Source organism: Candidatus Aegiribacteria sp. (genome assembly GCA_021108435.1).
Classification (GTDB): Bacteria; Fermentibacterota; Fermentibacteria; order Fermentibacterales; family JCC-6; genus Aegiribacteria.
The window spans coordinates 1-18778 of the sequence record JAIOQY010000057.1 but is presented as its reverse complement, the minus strand read 5'-3'; the positions used below and the strand labels follow the sequence as shown (position 1 = coordinate 18778).

The 18778-nt window shown below is 46.2% G+C and carries 16 protein-coding genes; 6 read left to right on the top strand and 10 right to left on the bottom strand.

Annotated elements, in window-relative coordinates:
* The 7 genes from K8R76_03435 to tilS all read right to left on the bottom strand — a co-directional run bounded on the left by K8R76_03435 (position 1) and on the right by tilS (position 6855).
* On the bottom strand, positions 1 to 792 hold the full coding sequence (locus K8R76_03435) for a hypothetical protein (protein MCD4847225.1): 792 nt from the start codon (positions 790 to 792) through the stop codon (positions 1 to 3).
* Between the two features lie 2 nt (positions 793 to 794).
* Complete coding sequence (locus K8R76_03430; GenBank protein ID MCD4847224.1) at positions 795 to 1604, bottom strand: diadenylate cyclase; 810 nt, start codon at positions 1602 to 1604, stop codon at positions 795 to 797.
* A 15-nt stretch (positions 1605 to 1619) separates the two neighbouring features.
* Positions 1620 to 2822, bottom strand: coding sequence for a dihydropteroate synthase (folP, locus tag K8R76_03425; GenBank protein MCD4847223.1), 1203 nt, complete (start codon positions 2820 to 2822; stop codon positions 1620 to 1622).
* Positions 2823 to 3395 carry a GTP cyclohydrolase I FolE gene (gene folE, locus K8R76_03420; GenBank protein MCD4847222.1) on the bottom strand — a complete coding sequence of 191 codons (573 nt, stop codon included), beginning with the start codon at positions 3393 to 3395 and terminating at the stop codon, positions 2823 to 2825.
* Positions 3328 to 5274 carry an ATP-dependent zinc metalloprotease FtsH gene (gene ftsH / locus K8R76_03415; GenBank protein MCD4847221.1) on the bottom strand — a complete coding sequence of 649 codons (1947 nt, stop codon included), beginning with the start codon at positions 5272 to 5274 and terminating at the stop codon, positions 3328 to 3330. Before ftsH ends, folE begins: the two co-directional genes overlap by 68 nt.
* 94 nt (positions 5275 to 5368) lie before the next feature.
* Positions 5369 to 5893: a hypoxanthine phosphoribosyltransferase gene (gene hpt, locus K8R76_03410; protein MCD4847220.1), complete on the bottom strand. Its 525-nt coding sequence runs from the start codon at positions 5891 to 5893 to the stop codon at positions 5369 to 5371.
* On the bottom strand, positions 5890 to 6855 hold the full coding sequence (gene tilS, locus K8R76_03405) for a tRNA lysidine(34) synthetase TilS (GenBank protein ID MCD4847219.1): 966 nt from the start codon (positions 6853 to 6855) through the stop codon (positions 5890 to 5892). Before tilS ends, hpt begins: the two co-directional genes overlap by 4 nt.
* A 166-nt stretch (positions 6856 to 7021) precedes the next feature.
* Between tilS and K8R76_03400 the strand changes: the two genes are divergently transcribed.
* The 6 genes from K8R76_03400 to K8R76_03375 all read left to right on the top strand — a co-directional run bounded on the left by K8R76_03400 (position 7022) and on the right by K8R76_03375 (position 13079).
* Positions 7022 to 8899, top strand: a complete 1878-nt coding sequence (locus K8R76_03400; GenBank protein MCD4847218.1) for an amino acid permease — start codon at positions 7022 to 7024, stop codon at positions 8897 to 8899.
* A 142-nt stretch (positions 8900 to 9041) separates the two neighbouring features.
* Positions 9042 to 9380: a metalloregulator ArsR/SmtB family transcription factor gene (locus tag K8R76_03395; GenBank protein MCD4847217.1), complete on the top strand. Its 339-nt coding sequence runs from the start codon at positions 9042 to 9044 to the stop codon at positions 9378 to 9380.
* A gap of 33 nt (positions 9381 to 9413) precedes the next feature.
* Positions 9414 to 10718, top strand: coding sequence for a permease (locus K8R76_03390; GenBank protein ID MCD4847216.1), 1305 nt, complete (start codon positions 9414 to 9416; stop codon positions 10716 to 10718).
* Between the two features lie 8 nt (positions 10719 to 10726).
* Positions 10727 to 10960 (top strand): thioredoxin family protein, encoded by a 234-nt coding sequence (locus tag K8R76_03385; GenBank protein ID MCD4847215.1) that lies wholly within the window; start codon positions 10727 to 10729, stop codon positions 10958 to 10960.
* A 243-nt stretch (positions 10961 to 11203) separates the two neighbouring features.
* A complete protein-coding gene (locus K8R76_03380; GenBank protein MCD4847214.1) occupies positions 11204 to 11695 on the top strand; it encodes a hypothetical protein in 492 nt (163 codons plus the stop codon).
* 124 nt (positions 11696 to 11819) lie between these two features.
* Positions 11820 to 13079 (top strand): serpin family protein, encoded by a 1260-nt coding sequence (locus tag K8R76_03375; protein ID MCD4847213.1) that lies wholly within the window; start codon positions 11820 to 11822, stop codon positions 13077 to 13079.
* A 20-nt stretch (positions 13080 to 13099) separates the two neighbouring features.
* Here K8R76_03375 and K8R76_03370 read toward each other — a convergent pair whose 3' ends face one another.
* The 3 genes from K8R76_03370 to K8R76_03360 all read right to left on the bottom strand — a co-directional run bounded on the left by K8R76_03370 (position 13100) and on the right by K8R76_03360 (position 18500).
* Entirely contained in the window at positions 13100 to 14704 is a 1605-nt protein-coding gene (locus K8R76_03370) for a T9SS type A sorting domain-containing protein (GenBank protein ID MCD4847212.1), read from the bottom strand.
* A 99-nt stretch (positions 14705 to 14803) separates the two neighbouring features.
* A complete protein-coding gene (locus K8R76_03365) occupies positions 14804 to 17047 on the bottom strand; it encodes a hypothetical protein (GenBank protein ID MCD4847211.1) in 2244 nt (747 codons plus the stop codon).
* A gap of 115 nt (positions 17048 to 17162) precedes the next feature.
* Entirely contained in the window at positions 17163 to 18500 is a 1338-nt protein-coding gene (locus K8R76_03360; protein ID MCD4847210.1) for a T9SS type A sorting domain-containing protein, read from the bottom strand.
* Positions 18501 to 18778: the final 278 nt, after the last annotated feature.

Sequence of the window (18778 nt, the reverse complement as noted above, 5' to 3'; positions counted from 1 at the left end):
CTACGTCCCTGAGAAGAAGTCGGATAGATACATGATGGAGTGGAAAAGGGTTGCTTCCGGACCATGTCCGGTTATTGTTTCGGCCTGCTCCATAAGGGTTCGAGCTTCGAATAGGGGACTTCTTTCGTCCCTCCTTTCTAACGATGATTTTGACTTTTCAACAAGATACCAGGCACGACCGGTAAGCAGCCCAATCTGAGCAGCATCGTCAAGCATCGTATCAGAAGCTCCGGCAAGTAACGCACCCCCCTGTGCGGCAAATCGTGCTATTTGTCCGCTGATGATTTCCCATGTAGACCTTCCGTCAGGCACAACGGCAATATTGTTCTCCTGCTGGTCCAGTTTGAGCGACAGTCCGGCAAGCATTCCACGTGCCCCTGTAGCTCGGACTGCTTCTGAAAGCAATCTTGCGGCATGTCGACCGCCATTTTCCGCAAGATGCTCCATTGCAAGAGCAAGAAGCGCATCTCCTGCAAGGATTGCTGTAACAGCATCCTGTTTTTCAATGAGATCAGGAATGCTGTTATGCATGGCTATAAAACCAGGAAGAGAAAGATGTACTGAAATACCGGCTCGAAGCATCAGAGCAGCCACTGCGACAGGCATCCCTGCATCTCGCGGGTGGCCACACCATTCTGAAGCAGCACACGCAAGCAGGCTGATTTCGAGATGATCACTGTGCGTTACACATGAGTGAAGGGCTTTCTTAAAAGGAACAGGGATGTTGATCGCAGCCCTGTTGATTGCGGCAAGAGCAGCATCTCCAAGTTCACTTTTCAGCTTTTCAAGCAAAGTTATATATCTTCTCTTGCAGAAGTCAGTTCAATCAATCTCTTGTTGAATTCATCCTGAGTGAAAGCTTCCTCGAGTATTCCTCCGTGTGCGATACTGAAATTACCCGTTTCCTCACTGACAACAACTGCAATTGCATCTGATACTTCAGTAATTCCTATAGCTGCCCTGTGACGTGTACCGAGAGCAGGTCGCGGTCTGTTGGATTTTGATCTGCCGAAAAACGTTTTCCTTGAGAGAGGAAGAATTGCTCTTGCTCCGACAATAGCACCATTATTAATAATAATTGCCCCATCATGCAGTACTCCAGGAGGTTGCATCATTGCAGCTATAATAGGAGGATCAATCTTGAGCTTGTCCAGCAGAACTGGATCACCATATACTTTTTCGAGGGATTCCTCCCTTTCAATAACAAACAGTCCTCCGAGCCGGTGCTTCCTCAGAAGAGCGCAGGATTCCACAAGCGCTTCAACGGTACTCTGCTCCAGTATATCCGCATGACCATAAAATTTTCTGAGGTTTCGCCCCATTGTTCCCAGCACGTCCTTGATTTCCTCATGGAATATCACAACTATCGCAATAAAGAGAAGTGGAGTCAGGTTCTGCAGGAGATAACTGAATGTGAAGAATCCAAGTCCGCCAAGAATATTAGCAAACAGGATCAGAATCATGAACATTAGAATGACCGGCATTGCCGGTGTATGCCAGAGGTATTTCAACAACATTCTAACAGCTAAAGCTATTACGATGATATTCGCTAGCTGGGCAAGCCAGAATCCACTTATAATTGCATGACCAAGCGGTTGTATCATTTTGCTCCGCTGCCCCTAACCTGACGTCACGTATTCCAACGCACGGGTGATCCTAAGTACTTGAGCTGTACCTTCAACATCATGCACTCGCACAATATCCGCACTACCTGAAGATAAGGCAGTAACCGCATGAGAACCAATCTCCCTTTCGGAAGGATCTTTCCTGCCAATCAGCTGACCTATAAAACTCTTCAGTGAGTGACCAAGCAAAATTCTGCATCCCAGCCATCTGAATTCCTCAAGCCTGGATATAATTCGAAGATTATCTTCCAGTCTTTTCCCGAATCCAATTCCAGGATCGATGATAATTCTCTCCCTTCGTATTCCCGCTTCTTCCGCTGCTTCAATTCGCTCTTCAAGAAATGAATAAATATCCTCGATAACATCTATATATACAGGATTATCCTGCATAGTCTCCGGGGTACCTTTCATGTGCATCATAACAAGAGGAACCTCCGCTTCGGCAACTGTCTTCGCCATGACAGGATCAGACAGAGCAGAAACATCATTTATCATGGTAGCTCCTGAAGACAGGACTGCGTCTGCAACAGAAGCATTTGCTGTATCAACTGAAATTACAGCTTCACAATCAGAACTGAGAGACACTATAACAGGAAGAATTCGATCAAGCTGGATATCCGCTGGAACAGGAAGAGATCCCGGGCGTGTTGATTCAGCTCCTATGTCAATTATGTCCGCGCCCTGACTAACCATCAGTCTTGCATGAATCAAAGCATCCTCCGTATTCAGATATCTGCCTCCATCAGAAAAGGAATCCGGAGTTACATTCAGTATTCCCATTATTAATGGCTTTCTGCGGAAATCAAGAATTTTATTTCGAAAGTGTATTATGTCAGGGATCGCAGGAAAATCATCAAGCGCCTCTCTCAACTCACCCGCCAGTGCCGGAAGATCGAAAGGTTGTTCATTAAGAGATGCGCAGCCCCTCAGGATCTGCCTGGGCGTTCCGATTATCATCGCTTCAGTTTCCTTGATACTGCAGGATACTGATCCTCGTGAAACGATAGCATCTGCTCCGCCAGAGAGCATGCACTGTTTCAGAATATTAGCTGCGGTCGCAGGAAGATACCCGGTGGAAAAAACAACCACTCTGCATTTGAGCGATAGCCTGTTCCAGGTTTCAGGATCAGCACCGATAACTGCAAGTTCTCTCTGCCAGTCCTCATCAGTTACAAGATGCAGTTTTCTGAGCCGCATTCAGATAACCTTGATTCCCCTTCCAATGAGAGATAGAGCTTCAGTACGGGTTTCCAGCTTCTTCAGATAACCCCGCATGGCGGATGTTACTATTCTGGAATCTCTTTTCCTGACTCCCCGCATGGCCAGACACATGTGTTCCGCTTCCATAACAACCATAACACCCTTTGCAGACAGTTCTATCATCAATCTGTCCGCAATTTCCGTGGTCAGCCTTTCCTGGATAGTAGGCCGAGCAGCCATAATTTCCACGGTTTCAACAATTGAACTTAAACCAGCTATACGATCATTTGAAGGGAGGTAGACAATATCACATCTGCCGATGAAAGGAAGGAGATGATGTTCACACATTGAACAGAAACTGATATCCTTTACGATAATCATCTCGTTCTGGCCTTCACATGACATCGTTGTGATAGGCTTGATTTCTTCAGGATTTACACCGCGACATAATTCGGCCATCGATCTGGCCATGCGAGCTGGTGTTTCTTTCAGACCGTCCCTGTCAGGATTTTCTCCCACTCCCTCCAGGATCAGCCTCACTCCCTGTTCTATCTTCTTCAGATCCATCATCTTTGTGATCATCCTCTTCAGGTTCAGTTATCTCTTCTGGAGAATCGGGTTCGATCATACTGTCTGAACTGATTTGCAGCATAGGAATCGGTCCCATGTCAGGGCGAAGTTCCAGGAAAATGGAGTTGATCTCCGCGCTGGAAATCGTTTCCTTCTCAAGAAGCTGTTCGGCAATATGCTCTACAATATCTTTGTTATCATTCAGAATATTAAGCGCTTCGCTGTATGCTTCTTCAACGAATCTCTTTATCTCGGAATCGATCAGGCGCGCAGTGTGTTCACTGTAATCCCTTGTTCTGTTGAACTCTCTTCCAAGGAAAATCGTATCGCTTGTCTCAGAATGCGTAATCGGTCCGAGTTCATCACTCATTCCCCATTCACATACCATTTTACGTGCAAGAGCAGTGGCTTGCTCAAGATCATTTCCAGCTCCGGTACTCAGAGTATCAAGAAAAAGGATTTCCGACGCTCTTCCACCAAGAAGCATCGCGAGCATACTTTCGAGCTTTTCAAGTGTGTAGGTATAGCGATCATCAGCGGGAAGGAAGCTGGTTACTCCCATAGCCATACCCCTGGGGACAATAGTAACCTTGTGAATAGGGTCTGCTTCAGGAACAAATATGCCTACCACTGCATGACCACTTTCATGGTATGCAGTACACTTCTTCTGCACCGGGCTGATGATAATGCTTTTGCGCTCGAGGCCAAGTACTATCCTGTCAATAGCGTAATCGAAATCTTCCTGTTCAACCTTTTTAGCATCGCGTCTTGCGGCTCTCAAAGCTGCTTCATTGGCCAGACTCTCCAGATCCGCACCGCTGAATCCAGGAGTACTCCTGGCAACTTTTTCCAGACTCGCTGACTTGTCCACCGGCATCTTGCGCGTATGGACTTTCAGTATCGCCTCTCTGCCCTTTACATCCGGCATACTTACAACAATTCGTCTGTCGAATCTGCCGGGTCTTAAAAGTGCCGGATCAAGGACATCAGGACGGTTAGTTGCAGCCATGACTATAACACCCGCGTTTTCCTCGAATCCGTCCATTTCCACAAGAAGAGCATTCAGTGTCTGCTCCCTCTCATCATGTCCTCCTCCAAGACCGGCACCTCTGTGTCTTCCGACAGCGTCTATCTCATCAATGAAAATAATGCATGGAGCTTTTGACTTGCCCTGTACGAAAAGATCCCTGACGCGGCTTGCTCCCACACCAACGAACATTTCCACGAAATCGGATCCACTCATGGAATAAAAGGGAACCTTGGCTTCACCGGCCACAGCTTTTGCCAGTAGTGTTTTCCCTGTTCCAGGTCTGCCAACAAGCAAAACACCCTTAGGTACTTTCCCCCCGAGACGTTGAAATTTCTCCGGTGTTTTGAGGAACTCTATGACTTCCACAAGTTCCGCTTTCGCTTCATCAGCTCCTGCCACATCTTCAAACGTCACCTGGGGATTATCACTTGAGAACAGTCTGGCTTTGCTTTTCCCGAAGGAGAAAGCCTTCCCTCCTCCTCCAGCTTTTCGCATGAAGTAGATAAAGAAACCGATAAGCAGAAGAAAAGGAATGAACGAGAGCAAGTGAGCCAGTAATTCGTTTGGCGGTTGCGCGGTTACAAGCACGCCATGAGCGGACAGGGAGTCAAGAACCCCTGTACTCTCGAATGGAATGAAGCTGGTGAATTCACTGAATTGGTCTCCATCTTCGGTCTGTGGAATATAGAATTCACCTTTGACCGACCCACCAGTCTCGATAACAATGGATTTGATATCGTTCCCGCTGATGTATTCCATCAGGCGGGAATACGGAATATCAACGCTATCTTTGCCCGTATCAAAAACCTGAAATATCGTAAAGGCGATTAAAACCATAAGCAGCCACATGGTAATGGTTCTCATTGAGCAACCGGCAGTAATGGGCTGAAGTGGTACTTTTTTGCCTGGTGGACGTTTGTCGTTCATATATCTCCTGATCCGTTCATTCCCTTATCGCTACGATGTCGGACAGATTTCTTCCAAACCCTCCCGGGCTGTCGAGTCCATACCCGAATACGAATTTGTCAGGAATGTTGAATACAACTCGATCGACTTCTACTTCAACCTTTCTTCTGATCTTCTTGTCAAGCAGGACAACTGTGTGAAGAGAGGCTGGATCTCTTGATTTTATCAGCCGTTGAATATACGCCAAAGTCAGCCCTGTGTCGACGATATCCTCCACCAGGAGGACATCTCTGCCTGACAGAGGAAGAGTGGTATCAAGCGTAAGCCTTACTTCTCCTGAAGATTCTGTCTGTTCTCCGTAACTTGCTGCTCCAAGAAACTCGATCTGCAGTTTAACATCCATAGAGCGAATCAGATCGGCAGCAAACATGAAACCTCCCTTTAAGAGAGGTATAACCACAATCTGCTTTCCAAGGTAATAATCTGATAGCGTTTTCCCCAGCTCCTGTATACCCTGACCGATATCTTCTGAGGAAATCAGTACTTCATAATCATCACTCACTGATCTTTCTCCGTTCGTTTCATAGATCTTTCAATAAACACTTCAGATTTATCAACTGTGATTCTCAAGCCGCCGGGAAGTAGATGAAAACCATTTTTTTTATCAGATAACCATCTGTCAGTTTTTTCAATTTCCTCTCTTCCACCTCTTGGGCGACCGCTGAGAACCCACAGAACACCAAGCCTTACAGCTCTCGGATAATTCAAATAATGCTCAACAATGAACTTATCTTGTGACACAAGTTCCTTAATAGATTCCTCAATAATATTATCCATTACACCCCGCCACTGAGACAGATTTGCGGAAGATCTGCCAAGTGCATAAGAACATCCCTGAGATAGTGATTCAAGAGCAGGCATAATAGTGTGCCGTATTTTATTTCTGAGGAAAGTATCTTCGATATTAGTGGGATCTTCAATCCAGCTCTGATCAATCGTCGATAGATACTTCTGAAGATCATGTCTGGACAAATCGAGAAGCGGTCTTATAACAGGACCTCGCCCGAAATAGTCCATTCCACCCAGGCCTCTCAGACCGGAACCCTCAAGAAGCCGCAGTATAAGCGTTTCTGCTCTGTCCGAGGCAGTGTGTCCTGTCACCACAAGGTCAAATCCTTCTGCAATCTCGGCATAGATCGCTTTACGCTTCCTGCTGAAATACGCTTCAAGTGATCCTGATTCCGGAGGAGAAATTCTTCTTAGTTGAAAAGGCAGTTCCAATCGAACGGCAAGTTCTTCCACAAAGGCAGCATCATCAGCGCTATCTGATCTTGTGCCATGATCGATGTGAAGAACAGACACATCCCATTTCATATGATTTGCGAATTGCATCAGCAACCGGAGAAGAGCCACAGAATCACTTCCGCCGGATACAGCTGCCCAGACCCTGCTACCTTTCGGTAATAGATTCCGGGTTCTCACCGTTTCAATGAAAGTACTTTCAGGATTCCTCCCTTTATTCACCATATCCTCCATGTTAACAATATACAGGAGACACTCTGAAATATTCAGGTGAGTCTGCTAATTCGCGTTAAACATACCTGATAAGATATCTTCAGTATATTACAATCTGCTGTTATGCGCTGGACTTATCGCTAGCATAAGACAATAATGTCATGGGAGGCAGCCTATGCAACATGCAGGATCAGGAATCGGCAGACTTCAAAGAAAACTTGGTATTCCTTCTCTTTTCTCAATTGCGACCGGATCCATGATCAGTTCCGGTCTGTTCGTCCTCCCGGCATTTGCCTTCACGGTGGCTGGACCCGGAGTGATTTTTTCCTATCTGATAGCAGGATTCCTCGCAATTCCGACAATGCTCAGTAAAGCAGAACTTTCTACTGCCATGCCAAAAGCAGGCGGAACATACTATTTTGTTGACAGAGCTCTCGGACCTCTCGCTGGAACCCTATCCGGTTTTGCCGCCTGGTTTTCTCTGTCTGTCAAGACAGCCTTTGCCTTCGTAGGTCTTGGTATATTCATGGAATTCCTGTCACCCGAAATCAACGGAAGACTCTTCGCGATGATTTCATGCATCCTCTTCACAGGAATCAATCTCAGAGGAGCGGGGCATGCAGGCAAAGCCCAGATCGTTCTGGTTGCAGGTCTTCTTATATCCCTTGCCCTTTTTACCGGATTCGGTCTTACATCATTAACCCCTGATCGATTCAGACCGCTCGCTCCAAACGGTTTCAGCGGTATTCTTGAAGCTGCAGCGCTTGTTTTTGTTGCTTTCGGCGGGTTGACGAAAGTTACCAGTGTATCAGAGGAAGTCAAAAATCCCGGAAGGGACCTGCCGGTCAGTATGTTCCTGGCACTGATCGTTGTTACCTCGCTCTATTTCGTTTCCGTTCTCATATGCGTTGGAGTACTGGATCCATCGGTTCTATCCTCGACCGGTATGCCGATATCCGAAGCAGCAAAGGTTGTTGCTGGAAGTACAGGTCTCACTGTAATGAGTATCGCAGCTGTGCTTGCATTTCTGTCCACTGCTAATGCCGGTATTCTTGCTTCGGCAAGATTTCCCTTCGCTATGAGTCGTGATGAGCTTCTTCCAGCAAGTTTGTCAAGGATATCAAGGAAAAGGGGAATCCCCTGGGTTTCCATACTTCTTACCGGTATCATCATTATCCTTCTGCTATTTCTTGATTTCACTCATCTCGTAAAACTCGCTTCAACAATGATGATCCTGCTTTATCTTCTGGTTAATACCGCCGTAATCGTCATGCGTGAGAGCAGGATACATACGTATAAACCTGACTTCAGAAGCCCCGGTTACCCATGGATCCAGCTCCTTGGAATTGTCGGGATGATTGTGCTCCTCTACAAATTGGGACAGTCAGCTCTCATCGCAAGCGTATTTGTCGTCATAGGAGGATCAATCTGGTACTTCATCTACTCGCGCCACCGGTCAGTAAGGCACTATGCGCTTCTGCACCTTGCCGCTAGAATATTCCCTAAAGAACTCGTCAGAAAGGAAGATGGACTTGTCAGGGAACTCGCAGAGGTTTTAAAGGAAAGGGACAATATATATGAGGACAGATTCGACAGACTTGTTCTGGATGCCCCGATATTGGATCTGGATGGACCAATCAATCTCGAGTCGTTCCTCGCTTTCGTATCAGACAGGCTGTCACCTTCGCTCAGCCTTTCAGGAAGTGAACTCGCGGGACTTCTCCTTTCAAGGGAAAAGGAATCGACAACCGCACTCAGAAAAGGCCTCGCAATCCCGCATATAATCGTACCGGGAGAGAAATTATTCTCTGTGGCTATTGCAAGGTGCAGGAATGGTGTCGAGTTCGGAGGTGAGAATTCACCTGTCCGGATGATCTTCGTACTTGCAGGTTCCAGAGATGAAAGGATGTTCCATCTCAGAGCACTAATGGCAATAGCTGAGATAACAAGTACTCCGGACTTCGATTCTAACTGGATGAAATGCCGCAACGAAACAGAGATCAGAGATCTTATACTTCTTTCAAAAAGACGGAGACTGCCTGAGCCTACATAGTCTGCAAATCTTACCTGCATTCTCATTCTGATATCCTTTTATCAGAGTCATATCAGAGCATTGTGAAATTCTTTCTGTTTGCTTGACTATATACTGTATTTGCATTATTGTACAATTACCCAAATACGGAAAGGAACCACCCATGCCAACAGATAAGGATCGATTTGAAAAACGGGCTGAGATAATCAAGGCAATGGCTAATGCCGCCCGTCTCATGATTGTCGAGGAACTGTCAAGAAATGAGAAAACAGTCAGTGCTCTTACAGAGCTTGTAAATCTCGATATTTCCACTGTATCAAGACATCTTCTGATCCTGCGACACGCTGGAATTGTGGCATGCGAAAGGAATGGAAATCAAATTCTCTACCGACTTCGTACTCCGTGTGTTCTGAACTTCTTCGACTGTGTCGAGAAAGTTATGAACGGCGATGAAGAGTGTACTGACAGCTGTTCTTCTCACACTTGTGAGGAATGTATTTAGAGATATACGGATCGATGTTGAAGGGGAGCATTGATGGACTGGAAGAAAGATAGAAATTCTCTTGGTTACATGCTGGGATTTTTCCTGATTGCGTATTTCCTTCCCGTTGGATGGAATCGGTTCGACAACGCCGTATTCGAAGCTCTTAATCTCCTGAAGGAGTATGCGAGAGAACATGTGCTGACCTGTCTTCTTCCAGCGTTCTTCATTGCGGGTGCAATTTCAGTATTCCTGAGCCAGGCTTCCGTAATGAAGTACCTTGGAGCACAGGCAAAAAAGGTTATTGCCTATGGAGTTGCCTCGGTATCCGGCAGCATACTTGCCGTCTGCTCCTGCACCGTGCTTCCCCTGTTCGCCGGTATCTACAGGATGGGAGCCGGGATAGGACCGGCCACTGCCTTCCTCTATTCCGGTCCCGCCATCAATGTTCTAGCGATAATTCTTACAGCAAGAATTCTGGGGCTGGAGCTGGGAATAGCCAGAGCAGCCGGAGCTGTTGTGTTCAGTATTGTTATAGGCCTCCTGATGCACCTGATTTATGGAAAAAAGGAGCATGAAAGAACAGTTACCACACAAGCATCGTTAAATACTGATGATGTTTCACGTCCCCTGTGGCAGACAACTCTGTATTTTGCCAGCATGGTCGGTATCCTCATATTCGCCAACTGGGGAAAACCTGCTGATAATTCGGGACTCTGGAGCATTATTCATTCATGGAAATGGATTATTACTAGTGGTTTTTCAATCCTTCTCGGATTGATCCTCACGACCTGGTTCAATGTAAAACTCTGGAAACTGATGATCGTCGCGGCTGCCATCACTGTTTCTGCTGTTATTCTTCCCGGTTATCCTGTCATTGCCTTCGCAATCGGTCTTATCGGATTTTCAACTGTTCTTACAACAGGCAATCGAGAAACACAATCGTGGTTTGACTCAACATTCGGGTTTGCGAAGCAGATACTTCCTCTGCTCTTTGCCGGTGTGCTGGTCGCAGGGGCTCTCCTGGGACGTCCCGGAAATGAAGGTCTGATTCCTTCCGAATGGGTCAGCTCAGCTGTTGGGGGAAACTCAATTACCGCAAACCTGTTTGCTTCAATTGCGGGGGCTTTCATGTATTTCGCGACTCTCACGGAAGTACCAATCCTTCAGGGGCTCCTTGGCGCCGGTATGGGTAAGGGCCCGGCACTGGCTCTCCTGCTGGCAGGTCCTGCCCTTTCACTGCCCAATATGCTGGTTATCAGGAGCATAATGGGAACATCGAGAACAATAACTTTCATTTCGCTGGTTGTGATAATGGCTACGATCAGTGGAACAGCCTTCGGGCTCTTTTCAGGTTAGGAGCATTGATGAAAAAAGAAATCAAGATACTCGGAACCGGTTGTCCGAAGTGTATCAAACTTGCTGAGCTGGCTGAACAGGCCGCAATAGGACTGGAAATTGATTACGAATTGGAAAAGGTCACCGACGTCAACGATATAATCAGCTACGGGGTGATGATGACTCCGGCTCTAGTAATTGACGGTGACGTGAAGGTCGCAGGATTTGTTCCCTCAATTGAACAGATAATCGATTACTTTTAATATTCCCAAAGGGAATGCCATGAATAAGATCACAAGGTTTCAATAATCATACTTATCTTAATGTGAAAGTTACCAGGAAGTAGAACTTGTATCGCTCATCGAATAAGGATATTTGAATCAGCCCGTGATCTTGTTAGTATCCTGTTGCCTGGATTACATTTTTGCATATATATGCAGTCAAAAAGAATATGTGATAAAGAACGATAAGCATATGAAACTTGAGTCAATCGGAGGAGGATGTACATGCATAAGTTGCTTTTGATGTTGCTTATTCTGCTATCTTTAATATCATGCAGGGAAGATGTGCAACTGGAACCAGAGGAAGTGGTTAAAGCTTTCCTGGAAGCTTTTGAGAACCGGGATGCTTCAATAATGGCGTCGTATGTGTCTGAGGGAGAAATCAGCGGTCTCGAACAGTTTGTAGAAGAAGTCAAGAGCAGCAGCAATCCGAATCGACTCCTGGCCGTAGCCGATATTGAACTCAGCGCGAACGAGATCAGGAATCTGAATGCGAAGACCTTATACATATTGTCCTATGAAGCCTCCTGGGAGAGAATGGAAAGAACGGGCATCGGAGATATGGAGATCAAATACACAATCAACAGTTCACGTATCTCAGGTGACTCCGCCTTTGTAGAAGTTACGCGGAGGATAATCGATACGGAAGAAACGAACACATGGGTTCTGCTATTGGAGAATGGTCGCTGGAGACTAGACAGTCATAAGAGCCTCTAGCCCGCATAAGAAAGATTGAGAATCGTATGAATCGACCGATTCCCGGACGTGACACAGACCTTCCACTGGAATATTCTATGTTCAATATTGTATCATCTGAAACGTAACCAAATCGGGGGAAGTAATGAAAGTATTAACGAATCTGTCAGTAACACCTGTCATTCTTCTAACAACAGTCTTAAGCTGTTCTGCTGAAGAAAACCTGTCCGTACCTGAAACACAGTCTTTTACCGATACTCAGGCGGTTCAGGAACTTGTCCGGGGTAATAATGAGTTCGCGCTGGATCTCTATGAAGAAGTATGTGACATGCTGAAGTCGGATAATATCTTCTTCTCTCCATACAGTATTTCCTCAGCCCTTGGGATGACCTATGCGGGGGCAGAAGGACGGACGGCCGTTGAAATGGCTGAAGTCCTTCACTTCACGCTCCCGGTTGAAGCAACCAACAGGACTTTCCATTCATTGACTGAAACACTGAGTTCCGGTGAACTTGTCATAGCGGAGTCCGGAGACCCATTTACCCTTTCAATATCCAACGGGCTCTGGGTTCAGGATGGTTTCAACCTGCTGGATGAGTACGTTGCAGAGGTAACAATGTATTACAGCGCCGCGGTCAGAAACCTTGATTTTATCGATGATCCTGATGGCTCCAGGGAAACCATCAACGAATGGGTTGCTGAGAGTACACTGGACAGAATACAGAATCTGATCCCCTCTGGTGTGCTGAACGATGATACCAGGGTTGTACTGACGAACGCAGTATACTTCAAGGCTTCCTGGCTGAAACCATTTCAAGAGTACTTCACATCGGACGCACCGTTCATCCTGACAGATGGCTCCACGATCAATGTCCCGATGATGAACCAGACTGATTATTTCAGATACGTTTCCACTGAAGGATGCAGCGCTGTAGAACTTGATTATGCCGCAGGCAATGCAAGCATGCTTATACTTCTTCCTGACGGAGACATTGAGGAATTCCAGCGGAATTTCAACTCGAGTATGCTGGAAACTATCAGAAGAAGACTTTCTTCCATTCGCGTAAGCATATCCATACCGAAGTTCGAATTCTCGCAAAGCATGCAGCTGAGTCAGATCCTGAGAATACTTGGAATGGAATCCGCCTTCGGAAGCGGCGCCGATTTCAGCGGGTTTACAGGAAGTCCTGACCTCTTCATCTCGGAAGTTCTGCATAAAGCCTTTGTTAAGGTTGATGAAACCGGCACTGAAGCCGCGGCTGCCACTGCAGTGGTAATGGGTCTTACAGCCATACCTGAACAACCGGTTGAAATGAACATAAACCGGCCGTTCCTGTTCTTCATACTTGACAGGGAATCCGGATGCATACTCTTCATGGGAAGGATCATGGATCCTTCAGACTGAGTAAATCCTTAGAAAATATTCTATCGATTTACAACAAGTATTTTTCTTGTGACAGAGATTCCATGGCAACTCAATTTGACGAAGTACAACCCTGCTGATACCGGCTCGCCGGAATCGCTCTCAAGATTCCAGACAGAAACGTGTGAACCGGGGGTTAATTCGCTGTTCAGTCCGGCTATCCGTCTTCCATTGAGATCATATACTGCAAGATCAACGGTTTCACCCATCTGCGGTATAAGAACATCTACACTCATCTGTGATACAACAGGATTTGGATATGGTATTCCCATACCTAAACCCTGCGGAATATCAGGTGAACCCTCAATGCCCACTAACTCCAGATTAATACTGTATACTTCTCCGCCGTTTCCCATATCTCTTGCATGAACAGCCTTGCCGGAAGCAGTTGCATATAACCCGTCTGAGCTGACACTGACGCTGAAAATAGAACCTGGCTCATCAATATCATCCAGAAGGCTGAATATCACATTACCACTATGATCAAGCGCTGTGAACACATCACCGTAAGTTCCATTGTACTTCCCCCAGCACCCGGCAACGATAACGGATCCGTCTTCACTTATATCCGTTGAAGAAACTTCATCACCGTAGTTCCTGTACTGCCAGAGTTCCGAAGGGGAATCCTCAAGCGGCCAGTCTATCGCAAACACTTTGCCTCTGTATGGCCCGAACCCAATTGTCCCGCCTGCGACTGTTTCACCATCACCGCTTATAGCTACGGCTGTAACCCAATCGTCGCCTGTGTTAAAATAACCGTCCATATTCCAGGAGACTCCGTCATATTCGTATACTTTGATATATCCATAGAAATCACCTGTTACTATTCTTGAAGCATCACCCGATATTTTCGCCATCGTCTGGCTGTAATTTCCAACAGGTGTGCCCACCAGACTTCCATCGGTCATGTCATAGATCTGTGCTCCGGAAGATCCGTCATAAACAGTTACCAGAACTCTTGTACCGTCTCCGGATATATCGACTCCGTTCAGCTGGACTCCGGTTTCAAAAAGAGCAATTTTCCAGACTTCAAGTTCAGTTGCGGTATCCAGACAGATCAGAGAATCTCCTGCAGCATCAATGTAAACAAGGTACGAGCCATCTGCCGTTAAATCCTGTTTCTTTCCCGGATCAAGAATGAGTGTCGGAACAGAGGATGAAGATAACCAGACATATGTAGCATCATCAAAGGAAGCAGCTGAAAATATCTCATTATTCATTCCTGCAGCAACATCCATCTTATTGTTATTGAAAGGAAGGCTGTAATTCCAGAGAGGAGTTGAGCTTCCTGCTGTTTCATAACAGGCTATCCTGTCATTATTCAGATACCAGCTTGTCAGAATTCCCGCACCATCCATGCTTATTGCCGATTCATTTGCAATGGCTGCCTGATGATTTCTGTCTACCCAGAAAAGTTCAGCCTTGCATTCCGGGCTTGGAGTACTGACTGTTTCTTCAGGGATTAATTCTCCTGAGTCTTCAACTGTTTCTCCATCGATTTCCAGTATCGTTTTTATAACGAGATATCCATCGGTTCCTGTTTCAGTGATCTCACTGAATCCTGTGAATCCTGAAACCACAGCCGCTACGAGAAGAACAGAAAACATGGCAACCTCCAAACAAGTAAATATCTGAACAATAGGATTTAGTATAAATGCTTATTCTACAACCGTTTTATATATCTAATATCATCGGATGTCTACATCTTATTCAATCATTACAACGGACTGAACTAGGTTCTCTCCCGGTACTCTCAGCCTGCAGTAGTAGATACCGCTGGAGACGGGATGTCCCCTTTCGTCCCGTCCATCCCATATCAGATCCTGTTCACCTCCGGCTGGGTCAAGTTCCAATCTGCGGATCATTCTTCCTGCCGTATCGTAAATCTCGATACTGCTCTGCCCGCCAGCCGGCACGGCACAGAAGATCGCAAGAGAGCCGAAACTTGGTGATGGTCCTGCACGGAGAGCAGAAGTGTATGCGGTTACACCGGGCCCATCCTCTATACCTGTAAAACCATCATAAAGGTATGGCGCAAGGTTAAATCCTGTGGCGGTTACATATACCTCGGAATTCTCTGAAAATGCTGGAATATCGAATGTGACGTTGCCAGATGCGTCAGAGTAATCAGATTCCATCCACTGTTCCGATAAGGGGTCATTTATCAATACCGAGACAAGAAGCCCTCTTTCAGGCATACTTTCAACAGTTACAGCAAATGTGTGTATTCCCGGAACAACTGGTTTGGGATGTTCACAGTTAATAATGGTCAGTGGGGAAGTATCGTAGTAAATATCCATTTCAGGACAGCCGAAAACCATATGCATATGGTTATTGTTAACACCCGAAGAACCGTAGTACGCATATACTTCATTCTTTGACCAGTCCGTCACTGCTCCCATGTGGCGTATGTTCTCCTGAAAGTAACCCTTGAATATCCACTTTACAAGTGAATCCGCAGCTCCGTAAGGACTGTTTGTTGTAGGCCCCATGACGCCGATAGCACCCTTTGCATCTTCGATTTCACCCTCACCCATTAAAGCTTCGCAGAAACAGTAATGCCCGTCGAACATCCCGACCTGACAGGCGACAAGCGCTACCCAGGGTAGTTTTCTTCCATTACTGAGATTAGCAACATCTGAATTGCCAAATCCCGGAGGGTATATATGAGTTATGTCTCCATGACCACAGAAACCTATAATGGAGTATCCGCTGTTTATGGAATCGGTGAGAGCAGCTACTGTTGGCGTGATTCCACCGTTGGCGCAGAACCAGGTTGCTTCCATGCCCGCTGCCATCATGTATTCTACATATTCCCATGAATTGTTAGTAAATTCCGTATGGCCGATGCTCATTCCCATGTTGAACCAGCTTTGAACTGGTTCGTACGGATACATTTCATGTTCGGTTATCTTCCATGCCTCGTATACAAGATCATCAGTATCGCTGCCGGAAAGTCGTCCAACATGAATGGAAGGGACACATCCTTCGCCGATTACTCCATAAATGTTATCAGCTGAGTGTCCGCTGTATTGGGGTGACGGGACTACATATTCATCACCCACCAGCAGAATGTATTCAGGTGGATTCGACCAGGTATTGAAAGCGTTTTCAATCCAGGTGTCGATTTCTCCCGGGGTCGATCCTATCTCCGGAACAACCGCTGTCACGACCTGCAGACCCTTCCTCATCTTCCAGTCAATGAGATCCTGCATGAGATCAATACCCTCTTCAGAAGAAATCACAACATAACTGCCGTCTACAATACGCTCTGACCTGCTGAATCCAAGGACTTCATCATAGAAAGGGAGGAAACTTCTTGTAATACCGGTTTCAAAGCGGGTCAGCTCATTTGATCCAGGACTGCCAGTTGTTGAAATCCTGGCTGTAACTCCTGTTGTAAGAGTAACTTCTCCCGTTGATGGATTCCAGCTTACCGGCATGAAACATACCCATGCAACTCTGATATCCCTCAGAATGCTGACCGTTTCCAACCTTACAGGATTTTCAGGCCAGGGATCAGAGCCGCTGTAGAATTCATTGTTGATCCTGAGAGGCAGGAGAGACAGGCTCCTTATCCGAAGCGGTTGAAAAGGTGGAATTCTGTAATTCCCAAGAGAAATGGTTTCATAATCGAGAATATCTATTTCAACTTCTCCGTAGTCTGAAACCTCAACCATTCTTCGAATTGCAGGAAGGTCAGGATAGCCTGTGTCAGCAGCCAGTCCTGATCCGGGAACCCTGAAAACAGTTCCGGCTCCGTACATCGCATCGAAAGCCTGTTCGCTTTCCAATACTTCAAGGTTGAATTCAACTGTTACGGAGTTCCCGCTACTGCTGATGACTGTAGCAGTTTCGTCTGTTAGGGAGTTTCTGTAACACACGTCAGCAACTGAAGTATTGAAGAGTGCAACCAGAAAAAACAATGTAAGATAAATTCCAAACTTCATGATCTGCCCTTCTGCCAGAGGATGCCCCTGCTTATTGTCTGATTATCCACTATCCGCCGTTATCCGATGAAAATATAACTATTTCTGTTGCCCCTGATGAATATGCGCGGAAATTCTATCTTAACAGTATCAGTTTACGGGCAGCGTTCTCACCGGATGAAGACAGGAGGACGAAGTAAACACCAGCAGGTACTTCCCTGAATGAATCATCCGTACCATCCCAGATCACATGATTACTGAGCCCGATAATTGAATCATCCCAATGCCTCACCAGTCTTCCGTTTATGTTGTAAATTTCAAGACTGGATGCTGATATCTGATTACTGTTGATTCCCTCAGGCAGAAAATATCTGATCTCCGTTGACTGCCGGAACGGATTAGGACTGCTCTGACACAGAATACTGCAATCCGGTTGTGTCAAATCGTCATCTTCGATTCCTGTGGTCGACTTCATGCTGTATACCCCGGAATAGACGGAAGCTACATAGAGACTGTCACCGTCTCCGGAGAATGCGACATCAATCATGGTTCCACCGGGATAGTCTCCTGTACAGTCCTCCCAGATAAAACCGGAATCAACTGAAACCAGCAAACGGTAAGGAGCAAAAGTAATACAGACAACAACTCCCGGATTGACCGGATTGAAAGCGAAATGCTGACATTGTGAATCCTCAGAATTGACCAGAGTCCATGAATCACCGCCATCTACCGTTCTGTATATCCCGTTGGCATTCGAAGCCATCAGAATCTGAGGATTCCCCGGATTTACAGCAACACAGTAGACACCCAGACTTCCCGGTAATCCTGAGGATGCCTGAACCCATGTTACTCCTCCATCGGTCGATCTGGTTACCTGCGCATCTCCGGATACATATATTGTATCGGATTTATCCGGGTTTACTGCGATTTCTGTCATGAATGTATGCAGGTAGTTGGTAAGAGGGTTCCAGGTCACGCCTCTGTCCGTAGACTTCAACAGATCACCAGGTGTGATATCCGACCATGCACAGGAATAATAGGTGTCCGGTTCATCTGGATCATTCTGTATATCCACGAATTGGCCGCCTTCGGATGAGTAGGTACAAGTGTTGGTTATTCCCCAGTCATCACTGTACTCCATGTAACCCTTCCAGAAAGCATTCTCCCGCCCTGTAATTATCCAGCCAGGCACAGAAGAACAGGTAATTATTGACATTACCTGCCTGCCCATCGAGCCAACATCTTCTCTTTGTATCCATTCTCCTGCAGCAAACGGATAGTATTGAAAACCATCGACCGTACCCGCAAACAGGATGTTGTTTACAGTGTCCATGTGCAGACACATGATCATTGCGTCGGACGGCCCGATTGAAACCCATTCGTTTTCAGGACTGAAACCTGAAACAGTCTGCACAATCCCCGGGCATAGACTGAGCAGAATTATGCAAAGGACTTTAACAAAAAAACTATTCAATATTCATCCTCCTGTTTTCATGATGTATTAAACATATACTAAATACACTGGACTAAGCATCCCAAAGACAACAAGTAGAATGCATACACCAACGTAGAAAAAAGAGGAGGCCGAAACCTCCTTTTCCGGTAATCCCGAGTATCAGTTCTATGAATCCCCTCATGGAATGGCTGAAGGGACTCAACACTATGATGACTACACCGGATAGACTATCGATTCAGCAATGATTTCACATTCTCCAGCAGGCGCTTTGCTTCAACGAGAGCATTCACAGCCTC